Annotated in this window: 12 protein-coding genes and 1 pseudogene; 4 read left to right on the forward strand and 9 right to left on the reverse strand. The window is 62.9% G+C overall.

The genetic code is table 11. From position 1 onward, the window contains the following. Together K0H47_RS21300 and K0H47_RS21305 are read left to right on the forward strand one after the other, a co-directional pair. Window positions 1–1,832 (forward strand): response regulator (locus K0H47_RS21300; protein ID WP_219273569.1); only part of this gene is annotated, 1,832 nt, incomplete at its 5' end. Window positions 1,833–2,043: 211 nt separating this feature from the next. Next, window positions 2,044–2,640: a MarC family protein gene (locus K0H47_RS21305; RefSeq protein ID WP_003217330.1), complete on the forward strand. Its 597-nt coding sequence runs from the start codon at window positions 2,044–2,046 to the stop codon at window positions 2,638–2,640. A gap of 1 nt (window position 2,641) precedes the next feature. Here the strand turns inward: K0H47_RS21305 and K0H47_RS21310 are convergent, their stop codons facing one another. The 5 genes from K0H47_RS21310 to cobG all read right to left on the reverse strand — a co-directional run bounded on the left by K0H47_RS21310 (window position 2,642) and on the right by cobG (window position 8,026). Then, window positions 2,642–3,433 (reverse strand): hypothetical protein, encoded by a 792-nt coding sequence (locus K0H47_RS21310; protein WP_063033327.1) that lies wholly within the window; start codon window positions 3,431–3,433, stop codon window positions 2,642–2,644. Window positions 3,434–3,734: 301 nt separating this feature from the next. Next, the gene (gene cobJ / locus K0H47_RS21315; RefSeq protein WP_219273570.1) at window positions 3,735–5,375 is read right to left on the reverse strand and encodes a precorrin-3B C(17)-methyltransferase; all 1,641 of its coding nucleotides are present in this window, start codon (window positions 5,373–5,375) and stop codon (window positions 3,735–3,737) included. Beyond that, the gene (locus K0H47_RS21320; protein ID WP_003217336.1) at window positions 5,375–6,106 is read right to left on the reverse strand and encodes a precorrin-2 C(20)-methyltransferase; all 732 of its coding nucleotides are present in this window, start codon (window positions 6,104–6,106) and stop codon (window positions 5,375–5,377) included. The genes cobJ and K0H47_RS21320 overlap by 1 nt, the downstream gene beginning before the upstream one ends. Then, window positions 6,106–6,732: a precorrin-8X methylmutase gene (locus K0H47_RS21325; RefSeq protein ID WP_063033330.1), complete on the reverse strand. Its 627-nt coding sequence runs from the start codon at window positions 6,730–6,732 to the stop codon at window positions 6,106–6,108. Before K0H47_RS21325 ends, K0H47_RS21320 begins: the two co-directional genes overlap by 1 nt. Then, window positions 6,725–8,026, reverse strand: a complete 1,302-nt coding sequence (cobG, locus tag K0H47_RS21330; RefSeq protein ID WP_342215333.1) for a precorrin-3B synthase — start codon at window positions 8,024–8,026, stop codon at window positions 6,725–6,727. The genes K0H47_RS21325 and cobG overlap by 8 nt, the downstream gene beginning before the upstream one ends. Window positions 8,027–8,121: 95 nt before the next feature. Between cobG and cbiE the strand changes: the two genes are divergently transcribed. Both cbiE and K0H47_RS21340 read left to right on the forward strand, forming a co-directional pair. After that, window positions 8,122–9,327 (forward strand): precorrin-6y C5,15-methyltransferase (decarboxylating) subunit CbiE, encoded by a 1,206-nt coding sequence (gene cbiE / locus K0H47_RS21335; RefSeq protein ID WP_219273571.1) that lies wholly within the window; start codon window positions 8,122–8,124, stop codon window positions 9,325–9,327. Beyond that, window positions 9,324–10,043, forward strand: coding sequence for a cobalt-precorrin-6A reductase (locus tag K0H47_RS21340; protein WP_219273572.1), 720 nt, complete (start codon window positions 9,324–9,326; stop codon window positions 10,041–10,043). Before cbiE ends, K0H47_RS21340 begins: the two co-directional genes overlap by 4 nt. Before the next feature lie 12 nt (window positions 10,044–10,055). Here K0H47_RS21340 and K0H47_RS31500 read toward each other — a convergent pair. From K0H47_RS31500 to K0H47_RS21355, 4 genes and pseudogenes are all read right to left on the reverse strand, one after another. Beyond that, window positions 10,056–10,151: pseudogene (locus K0H47_RS31500) on the reverse strand (DUF6124 family protein); the annotation flags it as partial. Between the two features lie 37 nt (window positions 10,152–10,188). Continuing rightward, window positions 10,189–13,272 (reverse strand): MexW/MexI family multidrug efflux RND transporter permease subunit, encoded by a 3,084-nt coding sequence (locus K0H47_RS21345; RefSeq protein ID WP_219273574.1) that lies wholly within the window; start codon window positions 13,270–13,272, stop codon window positions 10,189–10,191. Next, the gene (locus K0H47_RS21350; RefSeq protein WP_063033334.1) at window positions 13,269–14,420 is read right to left on the reverse strand and encodes an efflux RND transporter periplasmic adaptor subunit; all 1,152 of its coding nucleotides are present in this window, start codon (window positions 14,418–14,420) and stop codon (window positions 13,269–13,271) included. The genes K0H47_RS21345 and K0H47_RS21350 overlap by 4 nt, the downstream gene beginning before the upstream one ends. Before the next feature lie 23 nt (window positions 14,421–14,443). Beyond that, complete coding sequence (locus K0H47_RS21355) at window positions 14,444–14,857, reverse strand: VOC family protein (protein ID WP_063033335.1); 414 nt, start codon at window positions 14,855–14,857, stop codon at window positions 14,444–14,446. Window positions 14,858–14,871 lie beyond the last annotated feature (14 nt).

The following is a 14,871-nucleotide window of genomic DNA, read 5'->3' on the forward strand; positions in this document are numbered from 1 at the left end:
AAGGTTATCGCCCGGCGCGCCTGTTCATGGTGGCGATGGTGATATTCAACATCGGCACGCTGATTATCCTGCCGGCCTTGCTGGGCCTGACACTGGTGGCGCCCCAAGGCTTGATCGTTACCCTGCTCGGTTTTATCTGCCTCAGCGGCCTGTTGATGAGCCTGGCCTTGGGCGAACGCCAGCGCGCCATCACCGAAGACAACTTCAGCCTCAGCCGCGATCTGGCGGCGAGCAATGCCGAAATCGCCGCCAAGGCCGAGTTCCTGGCGAAGATCAGCCACGAAATCCGCACCCCTATGAACGGCGTGCTGGGCATGACCGAACTGCTGCTGGGCACGCCGCTGTCGGTCAAGCAGCGCGACTACGTGCAAACCATCCACAGTGCCGGCAACGAATTGCTCACGCTGATCAACGAGATTCTCGACATCTCCAAGCTCGAATCCGGGCAGATCGAACTGGATGACGTGCAGTTCGACCTCAACGCGTTGATCGAAGACTGCCTGAGTATTTTCCGCGCCAAGGCCGAGCAGCAAAACGTCGAGCTGATCAGCTTTATCCAGCCCCAGGTGCCACGAGTCATCAGCGGCGACCCGACGCGTCTGCGCCAGGCACTGTTGAGCCTGCTGGAAAACGCCCTGCAAAAAACCGATGAAGGCGAAGTGCTGATCGTCGTGGCGCTGGACGAGCGCAGCAGCAAGCCGCGCCTGCGCATTGCGGTGCAAGACAGCGGCCTGCCGATGGAGCCCGCCGAGCGCGACGCCCTGCTGCACAGCGAATTGCACAGCAAGAATTTCCTGTCTGCCACACGTCTGAGCGGCCATCTGGGCCTGGTCATTGCCCGCCAGTTGATCCTGTTGATGAACGGCGAGTTCGGCATCAAGAGTGGCAGCCAACAAGGCAGCACCCTGTGGCTGACCTTGCCACTGGACCCGGAACGTCTCGAACATCCAACCTCCGACCTCGACGGCCCGCTCAAGGGCGCGCGCGTGCTGGTGGTGGACGACAACGACACCTGCCGCAAAGTGCTGGTGCAGCAATGCACGGCCTGGGGCCTGAACGTGAGTGCCGTGCCTTCGGGCAAGGAAGCCCTGGCGCTGCTGCGCACCAAGGCGCACCTGCGGGATTACTTCGATGTGGTGCTGCTGGACCAGAACATGCCCGGCATGACCGGCATGCAACTGGCGGCGAAGATCAAGGAAGACCCGAGCCTGAACCACGACATCTTGCTGATCATGCTCACCGGCATCAGCAATGCGCCGAGCAAGATCATCGCGCGCAACTGCGGGATCAAACGCATCCTCGCCAAACCCGTGGCCGGCTACACCCTCAAGACCACCCTTGCCGACGAGTTGACCCAACGGAGCAAGGGCACTGTGCAACCGCGCCAGGCGGCGATCAGCGCACCGGTCCCGGTGACCGTGCCGAATGACTTCCGGATTCTGGTGGCCGAAGACAACAGCATCTCCACCAAGGTGATTCGTGGCATGCTCGGCAAGCTCAACCTGCAGCCGGACACCGCGAGCAATGGTGAAGAAGCGTTGCAAGCGATGAAAACCCAGCGGTATGACCTGGTGTTGATGGACTGTGAAATGCCGATCCTCGACGGCTTCTCCGCCACCCAGCAACTGCGGGCGTGGGAAGTCAGCAACCAGCGCATTCGTACCCCGGTGGTGGCGCTGACGGCGCACATTCTTTCGGAACACAAAGAGCGTGCGCGCCAGGCCGGGATGGACGGGCACATGGCCAAGCCGGTGGAGTTGTCGCAATTGCGCGAGCTGGTGGAGTACTGGGTGGCGCAGCGCCAACAGCGCCCTGAGCACGCACCTACCTGACCCAGGCATGGCGCAGATCAAAATGTGGGAGCGGCGGTGCGACGATTCGACTTGCTCGCGAAAGCGGTGTGTCAGCCAATACATGTTTGACTGATACACCGCTTTCGCGAGCAAGCCCGCTCCCACATTGGATTGTTGTCGCTTCACCGATAGCGCTCAGCCACAGGCCTGATAAACTCCCGCTCGCCCTCCTTCGCTGCGAGCTCCCACCATGCTCCATGTGCTATTCAGCGTTTACCTGAAGATGCTGGTGCTCTACAGCCCCTTCTTCGTGCTTTCCTGCTTTATCAGCCTGACTCGCGGTTACTCCAGCAAGGAGCGGCGGCGCCTGGCCTGGAAAGTGGCCCTCGCCACCCTGGTATCAAGCGTGTTGCTCTACCTGTTCGGCCGGGTGATTTTCAGTGTGTTCGGCATCACCGTCGACGCCTTCCGCATCGGCGCCGGCAGTGTGCTGTTCATCTCGGCCCTGGGCATGGCCCAAGGCAAGTCGGCGGTGCAGACCGATAACGTGCAGCAGGACGTGACCATCGTCCCGCTGACCATCCCCCTGACCGTCGGCCCCGGTACCATCGGTGCGCTGCTGGTGATGGGCGTCAGCCAGCCGCACTGGGACGATAAGATCACCGCCATCCTCAGCATCGCCCTGGCCAGCCTTACGGTGGGTGTGGTGCTGTACCTGTCCAACCGTATCGAACGCATTCTCGGCGACCAGGGCTTGCAGATTGTCAGCCGCTTGATGGGGTTGTTTGTGTGTGCACTGGCAGCGCAAATCATCTTCACCGGGGTACGCGGTTACCTGGTGCCGTAGGTCAAATCCTGTATTGGGCGATAGCCAGGCGGACCTTGTCCCCTGCGCTGTCGCGCATCAGTTGAATCGTGGCTTCGTTGACCACCGAACTGTTCAGCACCAGGCAGGTGCGGCCACTGAAGGCTTCAACGGACGCACTGTCCCACTCCAGAAACGGCATGCCCCACTGCTTGCTGACGCCGTGGGAACTGTAGGTCACCAGCACCATCGACACTTCCCCCGCCGTTTCCGAACAGGACGCCAAGCCGAAATCTCCGCCCTCATGGGTCGTGGTATTTCGTTTGAATAACTCAAATGAAGCCGGGAGTTGCTTCAAGGCTTCGATAGCCTCCCCCACCCGCTTGGGCAGTGCACTGATCAATGGCCCGGACAGGAACGTCGAGGCCACCGTGGCCGCCACCAGATTCAGCGCCGCCAACTGCACCGACAGCCCTTTGCGAGTGGTGTATACCCGCTCGAAACTGCTCCTGACCGGCATCCAGCCCAGGCTGCTCATCACCTTGATGAATTCGTTGTACCAGGCCTCTGTTCCCCGGGCGATCCGCAATACATCACTGACGTAGCTGCTCGCCAGCAAATAGCTTTTGCGGGTGTACTCCTTGTTGAGGCTCGTCATGCCTTCCACAAACGACATGACACTGTTGTTCACCACTGCCGCGTTCAGCTCATCATCACCTTCGAGCTTCACCGGCGCGCTCAACCCCGGCGACAAGCTGGACGCGCCCGGAAGCCGGTATGCGGCAATCAGCTTCCTCCTTTTTGCGCTGTTGATCCGTCTGTTATTTCGCTCCATAGCCATTTCTCCATAACCCCCAACATGGGGCTTAACGCCAACACTAGTCGAGTTGCCGGGGATTTTGAGGTGCTGGAAATCGAAGGCAAAACGCGCTGCGGTGCGCAGGAAAAATCACTGCTGGCGGCGACGGTGAGTAAACGTTGGGGATCAACCTGCGGTGCGAAAAGAGGCCGTATTTTTCTTCAACCAGAAGCGAAGGATAAGACTCGACCCGCTGCAAGAACCACCCGGCAAGCAGACCTTTCTTCCATCACCTGGCGACTCTTTCAAAGCGGCCCCATTGCGGGGCCACCTCTGTTCAGGACGCGGGTTTCTCGCCATACCAACGTGGCGTATACACCCATTCGCCGCCCCCGGCCCGTGGGAATACACAGGTGGTGGACGAACCGATCAGCACCATCGTGCGCATGTCCACCTGCTCCGGGGTCAGTTGCCCCAGGGTGGTGACTCGCAGGGTCTGGCCCGGCCGACCGATATCGCGGCCCAACACCACGGGCGTCTCGGCCGTGCGGTGCTGCGCGACGATCTCCAGGGCGCGCCCCAACTGCCAGGGCCGAGCACGGGAAATCGGGTTGTAGAACGCCAGCGCCAGGTCGGCCTGGGAAGCCAGGTCCAGGCGCTTCTCGATGATCGACCAGGGCTTGAGGTTGTCCGACAGCGACATCACGCAGAAGTCATGCCCCAGCGGCGCCCCCGCCTGCGCCGCCGTGGCGAGGGATGCCGACACACCCGGCAGGATTTCCAGCTCGACCTGATGCCAGGCCGGGTCGCTGGACTCGTGCAAGGCTTCGATCACCGCAGCGGCCATGGCGAATACGCCTGGGTCACCCGAAGACACCACCACCACCGAACGCCCCTGCGCCGCCAGCTCAAAGGCGTGACGGGCGCGCTGCATCTCTTCGCGGTTGTCGGTGCAGTGCTGGATTTGGTCCGGGCGGAACGGCCCGGCCATGCGCACATAGGTTTCGTAACCCAGCACGTCGGTGCAGCGGGCCAGTTCAGCCTTTACCGCTGGCACCATCAGTTCGGCAGCGCCGGGGCCCAAACCGATGACCGCCAGGCGGCCACGGGGACGACCGACCAGGGACAGGTCCAGCGGTGCATCGGCCACCGTGATGGCGATGTCCGTTTGGGTCGCCAAACTGGCGAAGCGCAACGGTACGCCCAACTCGATTGAAGCTTCATGCAGCGACGAATCGGCCATCTCGGTTTCAGACGCCAGCAAACACGCCAGGGACTGCACGGCGAGCCCTGCATCCTGCAACGCTGCACGAATGCGTGCGGCCAGTTGCGGCCCCGACTGGCAAGTGACCAACACGTTTTTCGGATAAATCAGTAGTTCATTAGCGGCGGGCGTACGCTCGGCACTGCCGACGTGAATCGCCAGACGCGCCTGCTGGTTCTGGGGCAAGTTGGCCTGATCCAGCCATGGCGCCGCGCCTTCAATGCGTACCGATTCACCCGCCAGCAAATCGGAAACAAAGCGTTTGCCCAGTTCCAGATCCCCGAGCTGATAACCGCTGGGCGGGTTGAGCAGGCAGGTGCCGAAACGCAGTTCGCCACTGGTGGTGATCGCAGCGGCAACGCCCAAGGCGGCGGCGATTTCCCGCGCCATTACGTTCACACCCCCCAGGCCACCGAGCAGCGGCACCACCGCGCTGCCGTCTTCGGCAACCGCCAGCACGGCAGGCTCGACGCCCTTCTCCAGCAGCAGCGGCGCCAGGGTGCGGATCACAATTCCGGCCGCGCACAGGGCGATGATCGGCGTGCCCTGTTGATACAACTGGCGCACGCTGGCAGCGAATTCGTTATAGGCCTGATCCGCACCTTCAACCCGTCCGGCCAGGCCGTGGATCAGTGCGTCGGGATACACCTGCTGGATAGCCCGAGCAGTGGCGAGACTGCCCTGCCCCAGAATGACAATCGCGGGAGCCGTCATCAGCCTTGCCACCTTTCACCAGGAACGATGATCAGCGAGAAATACGGCGAGGACGTTGGATCGACCTGGTCCAGAGCGACGATTTTCTGATTGGCCATGGTCGCGCGCTCGACATACAACGCCCGGCTCGCCAGCCCCAACTCTTCCAATACCTGACGCACCTTGGTGAAGTTGCGGCCCAGCTTCATGATCACCGCCGCGTCTGCATCCGCCAGGCGACGCTTGAGTTCGTCATGGGGCAATACGCCAGAGAGCACCGACAGGCTCTGGTTGCGATACACCAGCGGCGCACCCAGCACGGACGCCCCGCCGAGCATCGAGCATACGCCCGGGATCACCTGAGCTTCATAACGCTCGGCCAGGCGGTCGTGCAAATACATGTAGGAGCCGTAGAAGAACGGGTCGCCTTCGCAGATCACCGCCACATCGCGCCCGGCATCCAGGTGTGCGGCAACGTCGACGCTGGCGGTGTCGTAGAAATCACTGATCACTTGCTCGTAGGACAGCGGCGCGGGCAGCACTTCAGTGGTCACCGGGTAAACCAGCGGCATCAGGGTTTGCTGGGGCACCAAATGGTCTTCGATGATGCCGAAGGCATTGCCCTTCTTGCCCTTGGCCACGAAGTACGCCACCACCGGCGACTCGCGCAGCAGGCGCAGGGCTTTCAGGGTAATCAGTTCCGGGTCACCGGGGCCTACGCCCAGGCCAATCAAACGTCCGCGTGCCGGCATTATTCGACCTCCGTGGCCAAGGCGTTGACCGCGGCGGCGGCCATCGCACTGCCGCCCAGGCGGCCCTGCATGATCACGAACGGGACGCCGCGGCTGTCTGCCGCCAGCATCGCCTTGGATTCGGCGGCGCCGACAAAGCCCACCGGAAAACCGAGAATCAGCGCGGGCTTTGGCGCGCCGGCGTCGAGCATTTCCAACAGGTAGAACAGCGCTGTCGGCGCATTGCCGATCACCACCACGCTGCCTTCCAGGTGCGGGCGCCACAGCTCCAGGGCGGCGGCGGAACGGGTGTTGCCCAGCTCGCGGGCCAACGCCGGCACGCTGTCATCGCGCAGGGTGCAGATCACCTGATTGTTGGCCGGCAGGCGCGTACGGGTCACGCCTTCGGAAACCATCCGCGCATCACACAGGATCGGCGCGCCGGCGGCCAGGGCTTCGCGCCCGGCCTTGCCGGCACCTTCGGAAAATTGCAGGCCGTCGATCGCGTCGACCATGCCGCAGGCATGAATCACCCGCACGGCGAGTTTTTCCAGGTCGGCAGGAATGCGATCCAGCTTGGCTTCTGCGCGAATGATCGCGAAGGAGTTGCGATAGATCTCCTGACCGTCGCGGATGTAATCAATCATCGGTGTTGCTCCGTGGGTGGGCGCGCAGCAAGGCGCCCGCCGCTTCAATAGAAAGAGTGCGCGCGTTCAGGCGGCCGAAACCGGGCTGGCCTGCGTCGCGGAAATAGAGGTCGTAGTGGCCGGGGCTTACCGCCAGCAAGGTGACGGGCGCGGTGTGTGCGGCGGCGCAGGAACGTGGGCAACCGGACAGGTGCACGCTGTGGCCGGGAGCGAGCGTTGCCAATTGCAGGGCGTCGGCCTTGGTGTCGGCCAGGCCTTTGGCGCATCCGCTGGAGCCGGTGCAGGCGATCAGGCGCGCCAGGGGTTGGTCCACCGAGCACAAAAAGCCAAGCCGTTCGAGGCGTTCAATGACAGCCGTCGCGTCACGGATATTGGGCAGCAGCAGGCCCTGCCATGGCGTGACACGCAGGGTGGCGTCGCCATGATCGACGGCCAGCTGCGCGGCGCCCCTGAGCATCGCCGAATCCAGGCGGCCCAAGGGTGCGACGGCGGCGACGTAGTACTGGTTTTTTTGGCGCTGTGGATAACTTCCCAGGTGCAGCGGCGCGGGGTTGGAATGGCGTGAAAAGCCGTCAACCGGCTGCAAGGGCAGGTTTAGCTGCCGCAGAAAGTTATCCACAGACGTTTCAGCCAGCAGGTGGCGCATGCGGGTTTGATCGGGCCGGGCCAGTTCAAGGAACAGCTCCAGAACCGCCACCACCAGTGCATGCCCTTGCGCCAAAGGCACGGCGGCCAATGGCGCGTCCTGCGCCGGGCAGCCTGCCAGGCCGAATGCCAACAGCGTCTGGCCATTGGCGTCGAACGCCGACAACCACAGGTCGTGATGATGCTCGAGCATCGCCAGGGCTTCACCGCCGTCCAGTTGCACGGCGAACTTGGCTGACAGCTCATGGAAACGCGGGTGGGTTTCCAGTGTGGTGAGGATTTCGTCGGCCAGCGGCCGCGTGTCGAACAGCATCTCGCAGTCGATACCGGCGCTGGGGCTGAGCATCAGGTTGCGCACATCGTCACCGGCGGCGCTTCTGGGCCCAAGGTCAGCGGCCAGCAAGGCGGCGATCAATGCGTCCTGTTCGGCACCTATTCCGCGAATCTGCAGGTTGGCGCGGTTGGTCGCCTCGATCACGCCGCCGGCATGGGCCTGGGCCGCATCGGCCACGGCAAGGGCCTGCTCGGCGAGGATCGAACCACCGGCCAACTTGATCCGGCAAATCCCGCCGTCCAACGCCTGGACAATACGCAGCAACCCCGGACAGGCCGAGGGACGCAAGGTATTGGACGGTGGTATTGGTTTCACAGGGCTACCGGTTCACGGGTAAAGGCGCGGTATTATGCCTGCTTTGTCCGGCGGCATGAAAAGCCTGCCCGTCGGATGTCGTTCAAGGAATTCATATGTCGCCCTGGCTGACGGTAGTAGGCATCGGTGAAGACGGCTTCAAGGGCCTGGGCAGAAACGCCCGGCACGCCCTGTTGCGCGCCTCGCGCATTGTTGGCGGCCAGCGCCAGCTGGACTTGTTGCCGGTATGTATCCGTGGCGAACGCCAGCTGTGGCCAAGCCCGTTTTCCCTGGAACCGGTGCTGGCCAGGCGCGGTGAAGCGGTGTGCGTGCTGGCCAGCGGCGATCCGATGTTCTATGGCGTGGGCGCGAGCCTGGCGCGGCAGGTGCCCGCCGATGAGCTGCTGATTCTGCCGGCGCCTTCGTCGGTGTCATTGGCGGCGGCGCGTTTGGGCTGGCCGTTGCAGGACGTAGTGACGCTGTCGGTGGTTGCCCGGCCGTTGGCGGCGCTGAATGCGCACCTGGCCAGCGGCGTGCGTTTACTGGTGCTGAGCAATGACGGCCAGAGCCCGGCGGCGATGGCGGCGCAGTTGGCTGAGCGTGGCTTTGGCGCAAGTCGTCTGAGGGTGTTTGAACACCTCGGCGGGCCGGATGAGCGGCGCATCGACGGCATCGCCCGGGATTGGCCAGGTGAACCGATTGCCGCGTTGAATCTGATGGCCATCGACTGCATGGCCGACGCCAACACAGCCCGCCTGTCACGCCTGGCGGGGCTGCCGGACTCGGCCTTCAAGCACGATGGCCAATTGACCAAACGTGACGTGCGCGCCATGACCCTCGCCCGCCTCGCGCCGATGCCCGGCGAACTGCTGTGGGATGTCGGCGCGGGCAGCGGCTCCATCGGGATCGAATGGATGCGCGCCCACTCCAGTTGCCGCGCGCTGGCGATCGAAGCCGATGAAGGTCGGCAACTGTTGATCGAACACAACCGCGACGCCCTTGGCGTCCCCGGCCTGCAACTGATTCGCGGCACGGCACCCCACGCACTGAACGGGCTGGAAGCGCCCGACGCCATCTTCATCGGCGGCGGCGTCACCCGCGACGGCGTGCTCGACACCTGTTGGCAACACCTGCGCCCCGGCGGTCGGCTGGTGGCCAACGCCGTGACCCTGCAAAGTGAAATGACCCTGATGGCCTGGCGCGAACAACACGGCGGCGAACTGACCCGCATTCATGTGGCCCAGGCCCAGCCACTGGGGGACTTTGATACCTGGCGCCAGGCGCTGCCGATCACCCTGCTGGAAGTGATCAAGCCGCTATGAAACGCATCCTGCTGCTGGGCGGCGTGACGGAAGCCCTGGCCATTGCCCGCACACTGGGGCCGGAGCATATCTACAGCCTGGCGGGTGTTGGTCGGGTGCCGACCGACCTTACTTGTGAAGTGCGCGTCGGCGGCTATGGCGGCGCTGATGGCCTGGCGCAGTTTATTCGCGACGAAGGCATCGAACGGGTGGTGGACGCGACTCATCCGTATGCCGCGCAGATCAGCGCCAACGCGGCCCGCGCCGCTGGTGTGTGCGGCATTTCCTGCTGGGCCCTGCGCCGCCCGGCATGGCAGCCACAGGCCGGTGATGACTGGCGCGAGGTCAGTGACTGGGCGGAGTTGATCAAAGCCTTGAAACCCTTCAAGCGGCCGCTGTTCACCCTGGGCCGCGAACCGTTGCAGCACCTCGACGAAATCCCCGCCGAGCAGTTCTGGACGCTGCGCGCGCTGGACGTATATCCGAGCAATGAACGTTGTGAAGTGATCGGTGCCCGTGGACCGTTTTTGATCGAGGATGAGCGGGCGTTGTTTGAGCGCCGGCAGATTGATGTACTGATCAGCAAGAACAGCGGCAGCAGCGCCACGGAGCCAAAGCTGGAAGTGGCGCGGGAGCGTGGGGTGCCGGTGCTGGTGTTGAAGCGGCCGGTGTTGCCGGAGGTGGACCGGGAGTTCACGACCGTCAACTCGGTACTGCAAGCATTACAGTCGTTATGACCTGATACGAACAAACGCCAAGTCGCAACTCAGCGCGTTGGCCGAGGCCAGTGCTTCAATAAGGTTGATCAACAGGTCTTCGGTGCAGATTCCATCGGCTACAGGCACTGACTGAAACGGGCGTCCTCAGGACGCCCGTTTGCTTTTAAGCTTGAGGCTTGAAGCCTGCAGCTGTTTTTTCTATCACCTCCCAATCAATTACCGGCTTATGCGCTCGTGACAGCAGGGTGTAGACCGACGGCAACACGAACAGCGTAAACAAGGTGCCCACCAGCATCCCGATAACGATCACAAGCCCCAGGCCAAATCGACTGCTGGCGCCGGCGCCGGACGAGAACAGCATCGGCACCAGGCCAACCACCATCGCGGCGGTGGTCATCAGGATCGGGCGTAGACGAATTCGCGCCGCGCGAATGATCGCCTGAGCCGGTGTGCAGCGGTATAGCAGCTGTAACTCGTTGGCGAACTCGACCATCAGGATCCCGTGTTTGCTGATCAGTCCGATCAACGTCACCAAGCCAATCTGCGTGTAGATGTTGATCGTGGCCAAACCCAGGGCCAGCGGGATCAACGCGCCGCAGATCGACAGCGGCACCGTGATCAGGATGATCAGCGGATCGGTCAGGCTTTCATACTGCGCGGCCAGCACCATATAGATCACGATCAGCGCAAACAGGAACGTCAGCATCAACGCATTGCCTTCGTGAATGAACTGGCGCGAATCGGCCTGCCAGTCATGGCTGAAGCTGGCCGGCAGCTGTTGGCTGTGCGCCTGCAAAAACGCCACCGCCTGACCCAGGCTGACCCCCGGCGCCGGGATGCCCTGGAAGGTCGCGCTGTTCTGCTGATTGAACTGCTTGAGCTTGTTCGGCTCGATCACGCTGTGCAGGCTGACCACGGTCGACAGCGGCACCTGCTGGCCGGCGTCGGTATCGAGGTAGAAGGCATTCAGGTCCTGGGGCGTGAGGCGGCGCGACGCCTGGCTCTGGGGGATCACATCATAAGAACGGCCCTGCAAGGCGAAGCGGTTGGTGTAATTTTCGCCGATCAACACCGCCAGGGTGCTGCCGATGTCCTGCATGCGGATCCCCAGGCTGTTGGCCTTGCTGCGGTCGATGCGCACCTGGGTCACCGGGTTGTTGAAGGCCAGGTCACTATCGACCACCGCAAACAGGCCGCTGGCCCGTGCCTGGGTCTTCAGCTCTTCCATGGCCTGGTACAACGAGCGGTAGTCCTCGGTGCTGCGCATCACCAGTTGTACCGGCAAACCGCCGGTCGAAGCGGGCAGTGGCGGCAACTGGAACACAAAGATCGAGTTGCCCTCCACCGCATCCACGCTCTGTTGCAGTTCGGCCTGGATACTCGCGGCGCTGCGTGAACGTTGCGACCACTCGCTGAAGTTGACGCCCGCGAAGCTGGCCGCCACCCCGTCGTTGCCATTGATGATCCAGGTACTGACGGTCTCCGGCAGTTGGCCGAGAATCTCGCTCAACTGATAGGCATAGCGCTCCACGTAATCGAGGTTGGCGTGTTGCGGTGACTTGATCGCCAGCAGCAGGTTGCCCTGGTCCTCATTCGGCGCCAGTTCCTTGCTGGCCTGCCCGTACAGCCAGGGCAGACTGATCAGCACCAGTGCGCCCAGCAGCAGGATCAGCCCTCGCCTGCGCAACGAGCCGAGCAGCGCGCGCTGGTAGAGGCGCGCCAGACGCTGGAAGAAGCGCTCGGCCAGGCGGCTCATGCGCCCTTCGTGCTCCTGGCTGGGCAGCAGCTTGGCGCACATCACCGGGGTCAGGGTCAGGGCGATGACCCCGGAGACCAGCACCGCGCCGGCCAGGGTCAGGGCAAACTCCTTGAACAACGCACCGGTCAGGCCGTTCATCAGTCCGATGGGCATATAGACGGCGGCCAGGGTGATGGTCATGGCGATCACCGGCGAGGCAATTTCCCGTGCGCCGAACAGCGCGGCTTGCAGGGCCGTGCGGCCTTCCTTGAGATGACGGTGGATGTTCTCCATCACCACGATGGCGTCATCCACCACCAGGCCGATGGCCAGCACCATCGCCAGCAGCGTCAGCAGGTTGATGCTGAACCCGAACAACGTCATCAGCCCCAAAGCGCCGAGCATCGATAGCGGGATGCTGACGATGGGGATGATCACGCTGCGCACCGAGCCCAGGCATAGGTAGATGATCACCACCACGATCAGGATCGCTTCGATGAGGGTCTCGATCACTTCGATGATCGACGCCTCGATAAAGTGCGCGGTCTCGAACGCCAGCGCCACCTTGACCCCCGGCGGCAAGGTTTTCTCGATGGCCGGCAGCAGGCGCTTGATATCGGCGACGATCAGCAGCGGATTGCCCTTGGGCGTTGCGTAAAGACCCAGATGTACCGCCGGCTTGGCATCCATCAAGGCACTGGTTTCATAGGCGGCCGAACCGAGCTCGACGGTGGCGATGTCGCGCAGGCGCAGCAGGTGGTCACCATTGTTGCTGATGACCATGTTGCGAAATTCATCCAGGCTGCTCAGGTCGGTATTGACCTGGATCGAGGAGATCACGTACTGGCCCTTGATCTGCCCCGGTGCTGCCTGGAAGTTATTGTCGCGGATGGCCTGTTCGACCTGAGCCGCGCTGATACCGTGGCCTGCCATGCGCTGCGGATCAAGCCACAGGCGCATAGCAAGGCGCTGGCCGCCGAAGGTCTCGACCTTGGCCACACCCTCGATGGTGGAAAACAGCGGCTGCACCACGCGACTGAGGTAATCGCTCAAGGCCGAAGCGCTGAGCGAATCACTGGAAAACCCCACATAGGCCACGGCCGTTGCGTCGCCGGCGGAGCGCTCGATCACCGGGTCGTAGGCCTGTTCCGGCAGGCGATATTTGACTTGGTTGACCTTGGCAATCACATCGCTCAGGGCCTTGGCCGAATCCTGATTAAGGGCCATGCGCAAGGTGATCTGGCTGCGTCCCTGCACCGAGGTCGAGCTGACGTAGTCCACGCCTTCCACCGAGGCCAGGGACTGGTTGATCGGCTGGGTCACAAAGCCTTGCATCAGCTCGGCGGGAGCGCCGGGATAGTCAGTGGTGACGCTGATCACCGAGCTTTCCAGCAGCGGGTACTGGCGCACGGGTAGGTCGAGGTAAGCCTTGAGGCCGGCCAGCACGATCAGCAGGCTGACCACCAGGGCCAGCACCGGGCGGCGCACAAAGAGGTCGGTGAATTTCACGGTTGCTCTCCGGACATGCTCAGCCGCGCGGGCGTGTTGGCGTCGTTCAACACCGTGCGCTCAAGGGGTTCGATGGCGGCGCCGTCGCTGAGCTTGATCTGCCCGGAAATCACCACCTGTTCACCCGGATTCAACCCCGAGTCGATCACTACCCGGCCATCCCGGCGTTCGCCGGTCTTGACCAGCACCCGCCGTGCAACCGGCGGGGTGTTGGCGTCTGGCGAGGGTTGCACCACAAACACATCTTCACCATAGGCGTTATAGGTGATCGCGGTTTCCGGCACGGTCAGGGTACTGCTCGGCAGCGGCTGGGGCAGGCGCACTTTGGCGAACATGCGCGGCAAGGCGCCGGGCGTCGGCGCTTGCAGCAGCGCCTGGACACTCAACGTGCGCGCGCGATCGAGGAACGGGTCGATGCTGCTGATGCGCGCGGTGTAGTGTTGCCCCGGCAGGGCATCGAGCTGCACGTTCACGCGGTTGCCGACCTTGAGTTGCGCCAGCGCTTGTTCCGGCACGCTGAAATTGACGTACAGGCCTTGGTCGCCGACCAGGTTGATCAGGCTGTCGCCCGGATTGACGTACTGCCCCAAGTGCACCTTGCGAATCCCCAGGGTGCCGGCAAAAGGGGCGCGAATGGTCAGTTGATCAATCTGCGCCTTGAGTTCCTGCAGGGCTCCTTGGGCCGTGGTGTACTCGGTCTGTGCATTGTCGAAGGCTTCGTGAGAGATAGCGCTGACCTTGACCAGGCTGCGCGAACGTTCCAGCTTGACCTTGGCGTTTTCCAGCTCGCTTTGCAGGCGCATCAGGCTACCGCGCTGTGGCGCGTCGTTGAGCTTGACCAGCACTTGGTCCCGCTCGACACGCTGGCCGGACTCTACCGGCAATTGCACAACGCGCCCGCCGACTTCGGCGGGCACGCTCACCTGTTGCACCGCCTCCAGTTCGCCAATGGCCTCCAGGTAGCGGGTGAACGGTGCATCGCTGACCGGCGCAATCGCGACTTTTATCGGCGCCGGGGCATAGGAGGCAACGGCCGGATGGCTCCAGCGCCATAAGCCCCAGGCCAGGGCGAGCAACAGGAGCGCGGCGATCAGCAATGCCACGGTGGTTCGGGAAACGGCACGTCCCGGAGTGCTGACGTGAGGCATAAGCTTCATTCCTTGAAGAGCAATCAGTAAATGGGCCAACAGCCCGGTGTCAGCAGTTCGACGAGGTTCGCATCCGGGTCACGGAAGTAAACGCTCGATCCGCCCTTGGGCCAGTGCGTACGCCCTTCGATGGCGATATTGGCCGCGTCCAGACGCGTCTCCCAGGTCGGCAGGTCTTCGGCATCGATGGCAAAACAGATATGAATACGCCCGCTGGCGTCGTGGGGCGGGATCTCGCCGCCGCTCAAATACTTGGTGTGCACAGAGGCGCCCCGTTTGAACAGCAAGAGAGTATTCTGTTGGCCAACGTTGAACGCGACGAGCACGCTGCTCTCAACCATCACTTCCAGTTGCAGGTGCTGGCTGTAAAACGCTTTGGCGCGCTCAAGGTCATCCACGTACAGCGCGGTCTCAATAATTCGTTTGATTTGAGGCATGTTTTGCTCCTTTT

This window comes from Pseudomonas sp. Xaverov 83 (assembly GCF_019352905.1).
GTDB classification, from domain to species: Bacteria; Pseudomonadota; Gammaproteobacteria; order Pseudomonadales; family Pseudomonadaceae; genus Aquipseudomonas; species Aquipseudomonas yamanorum.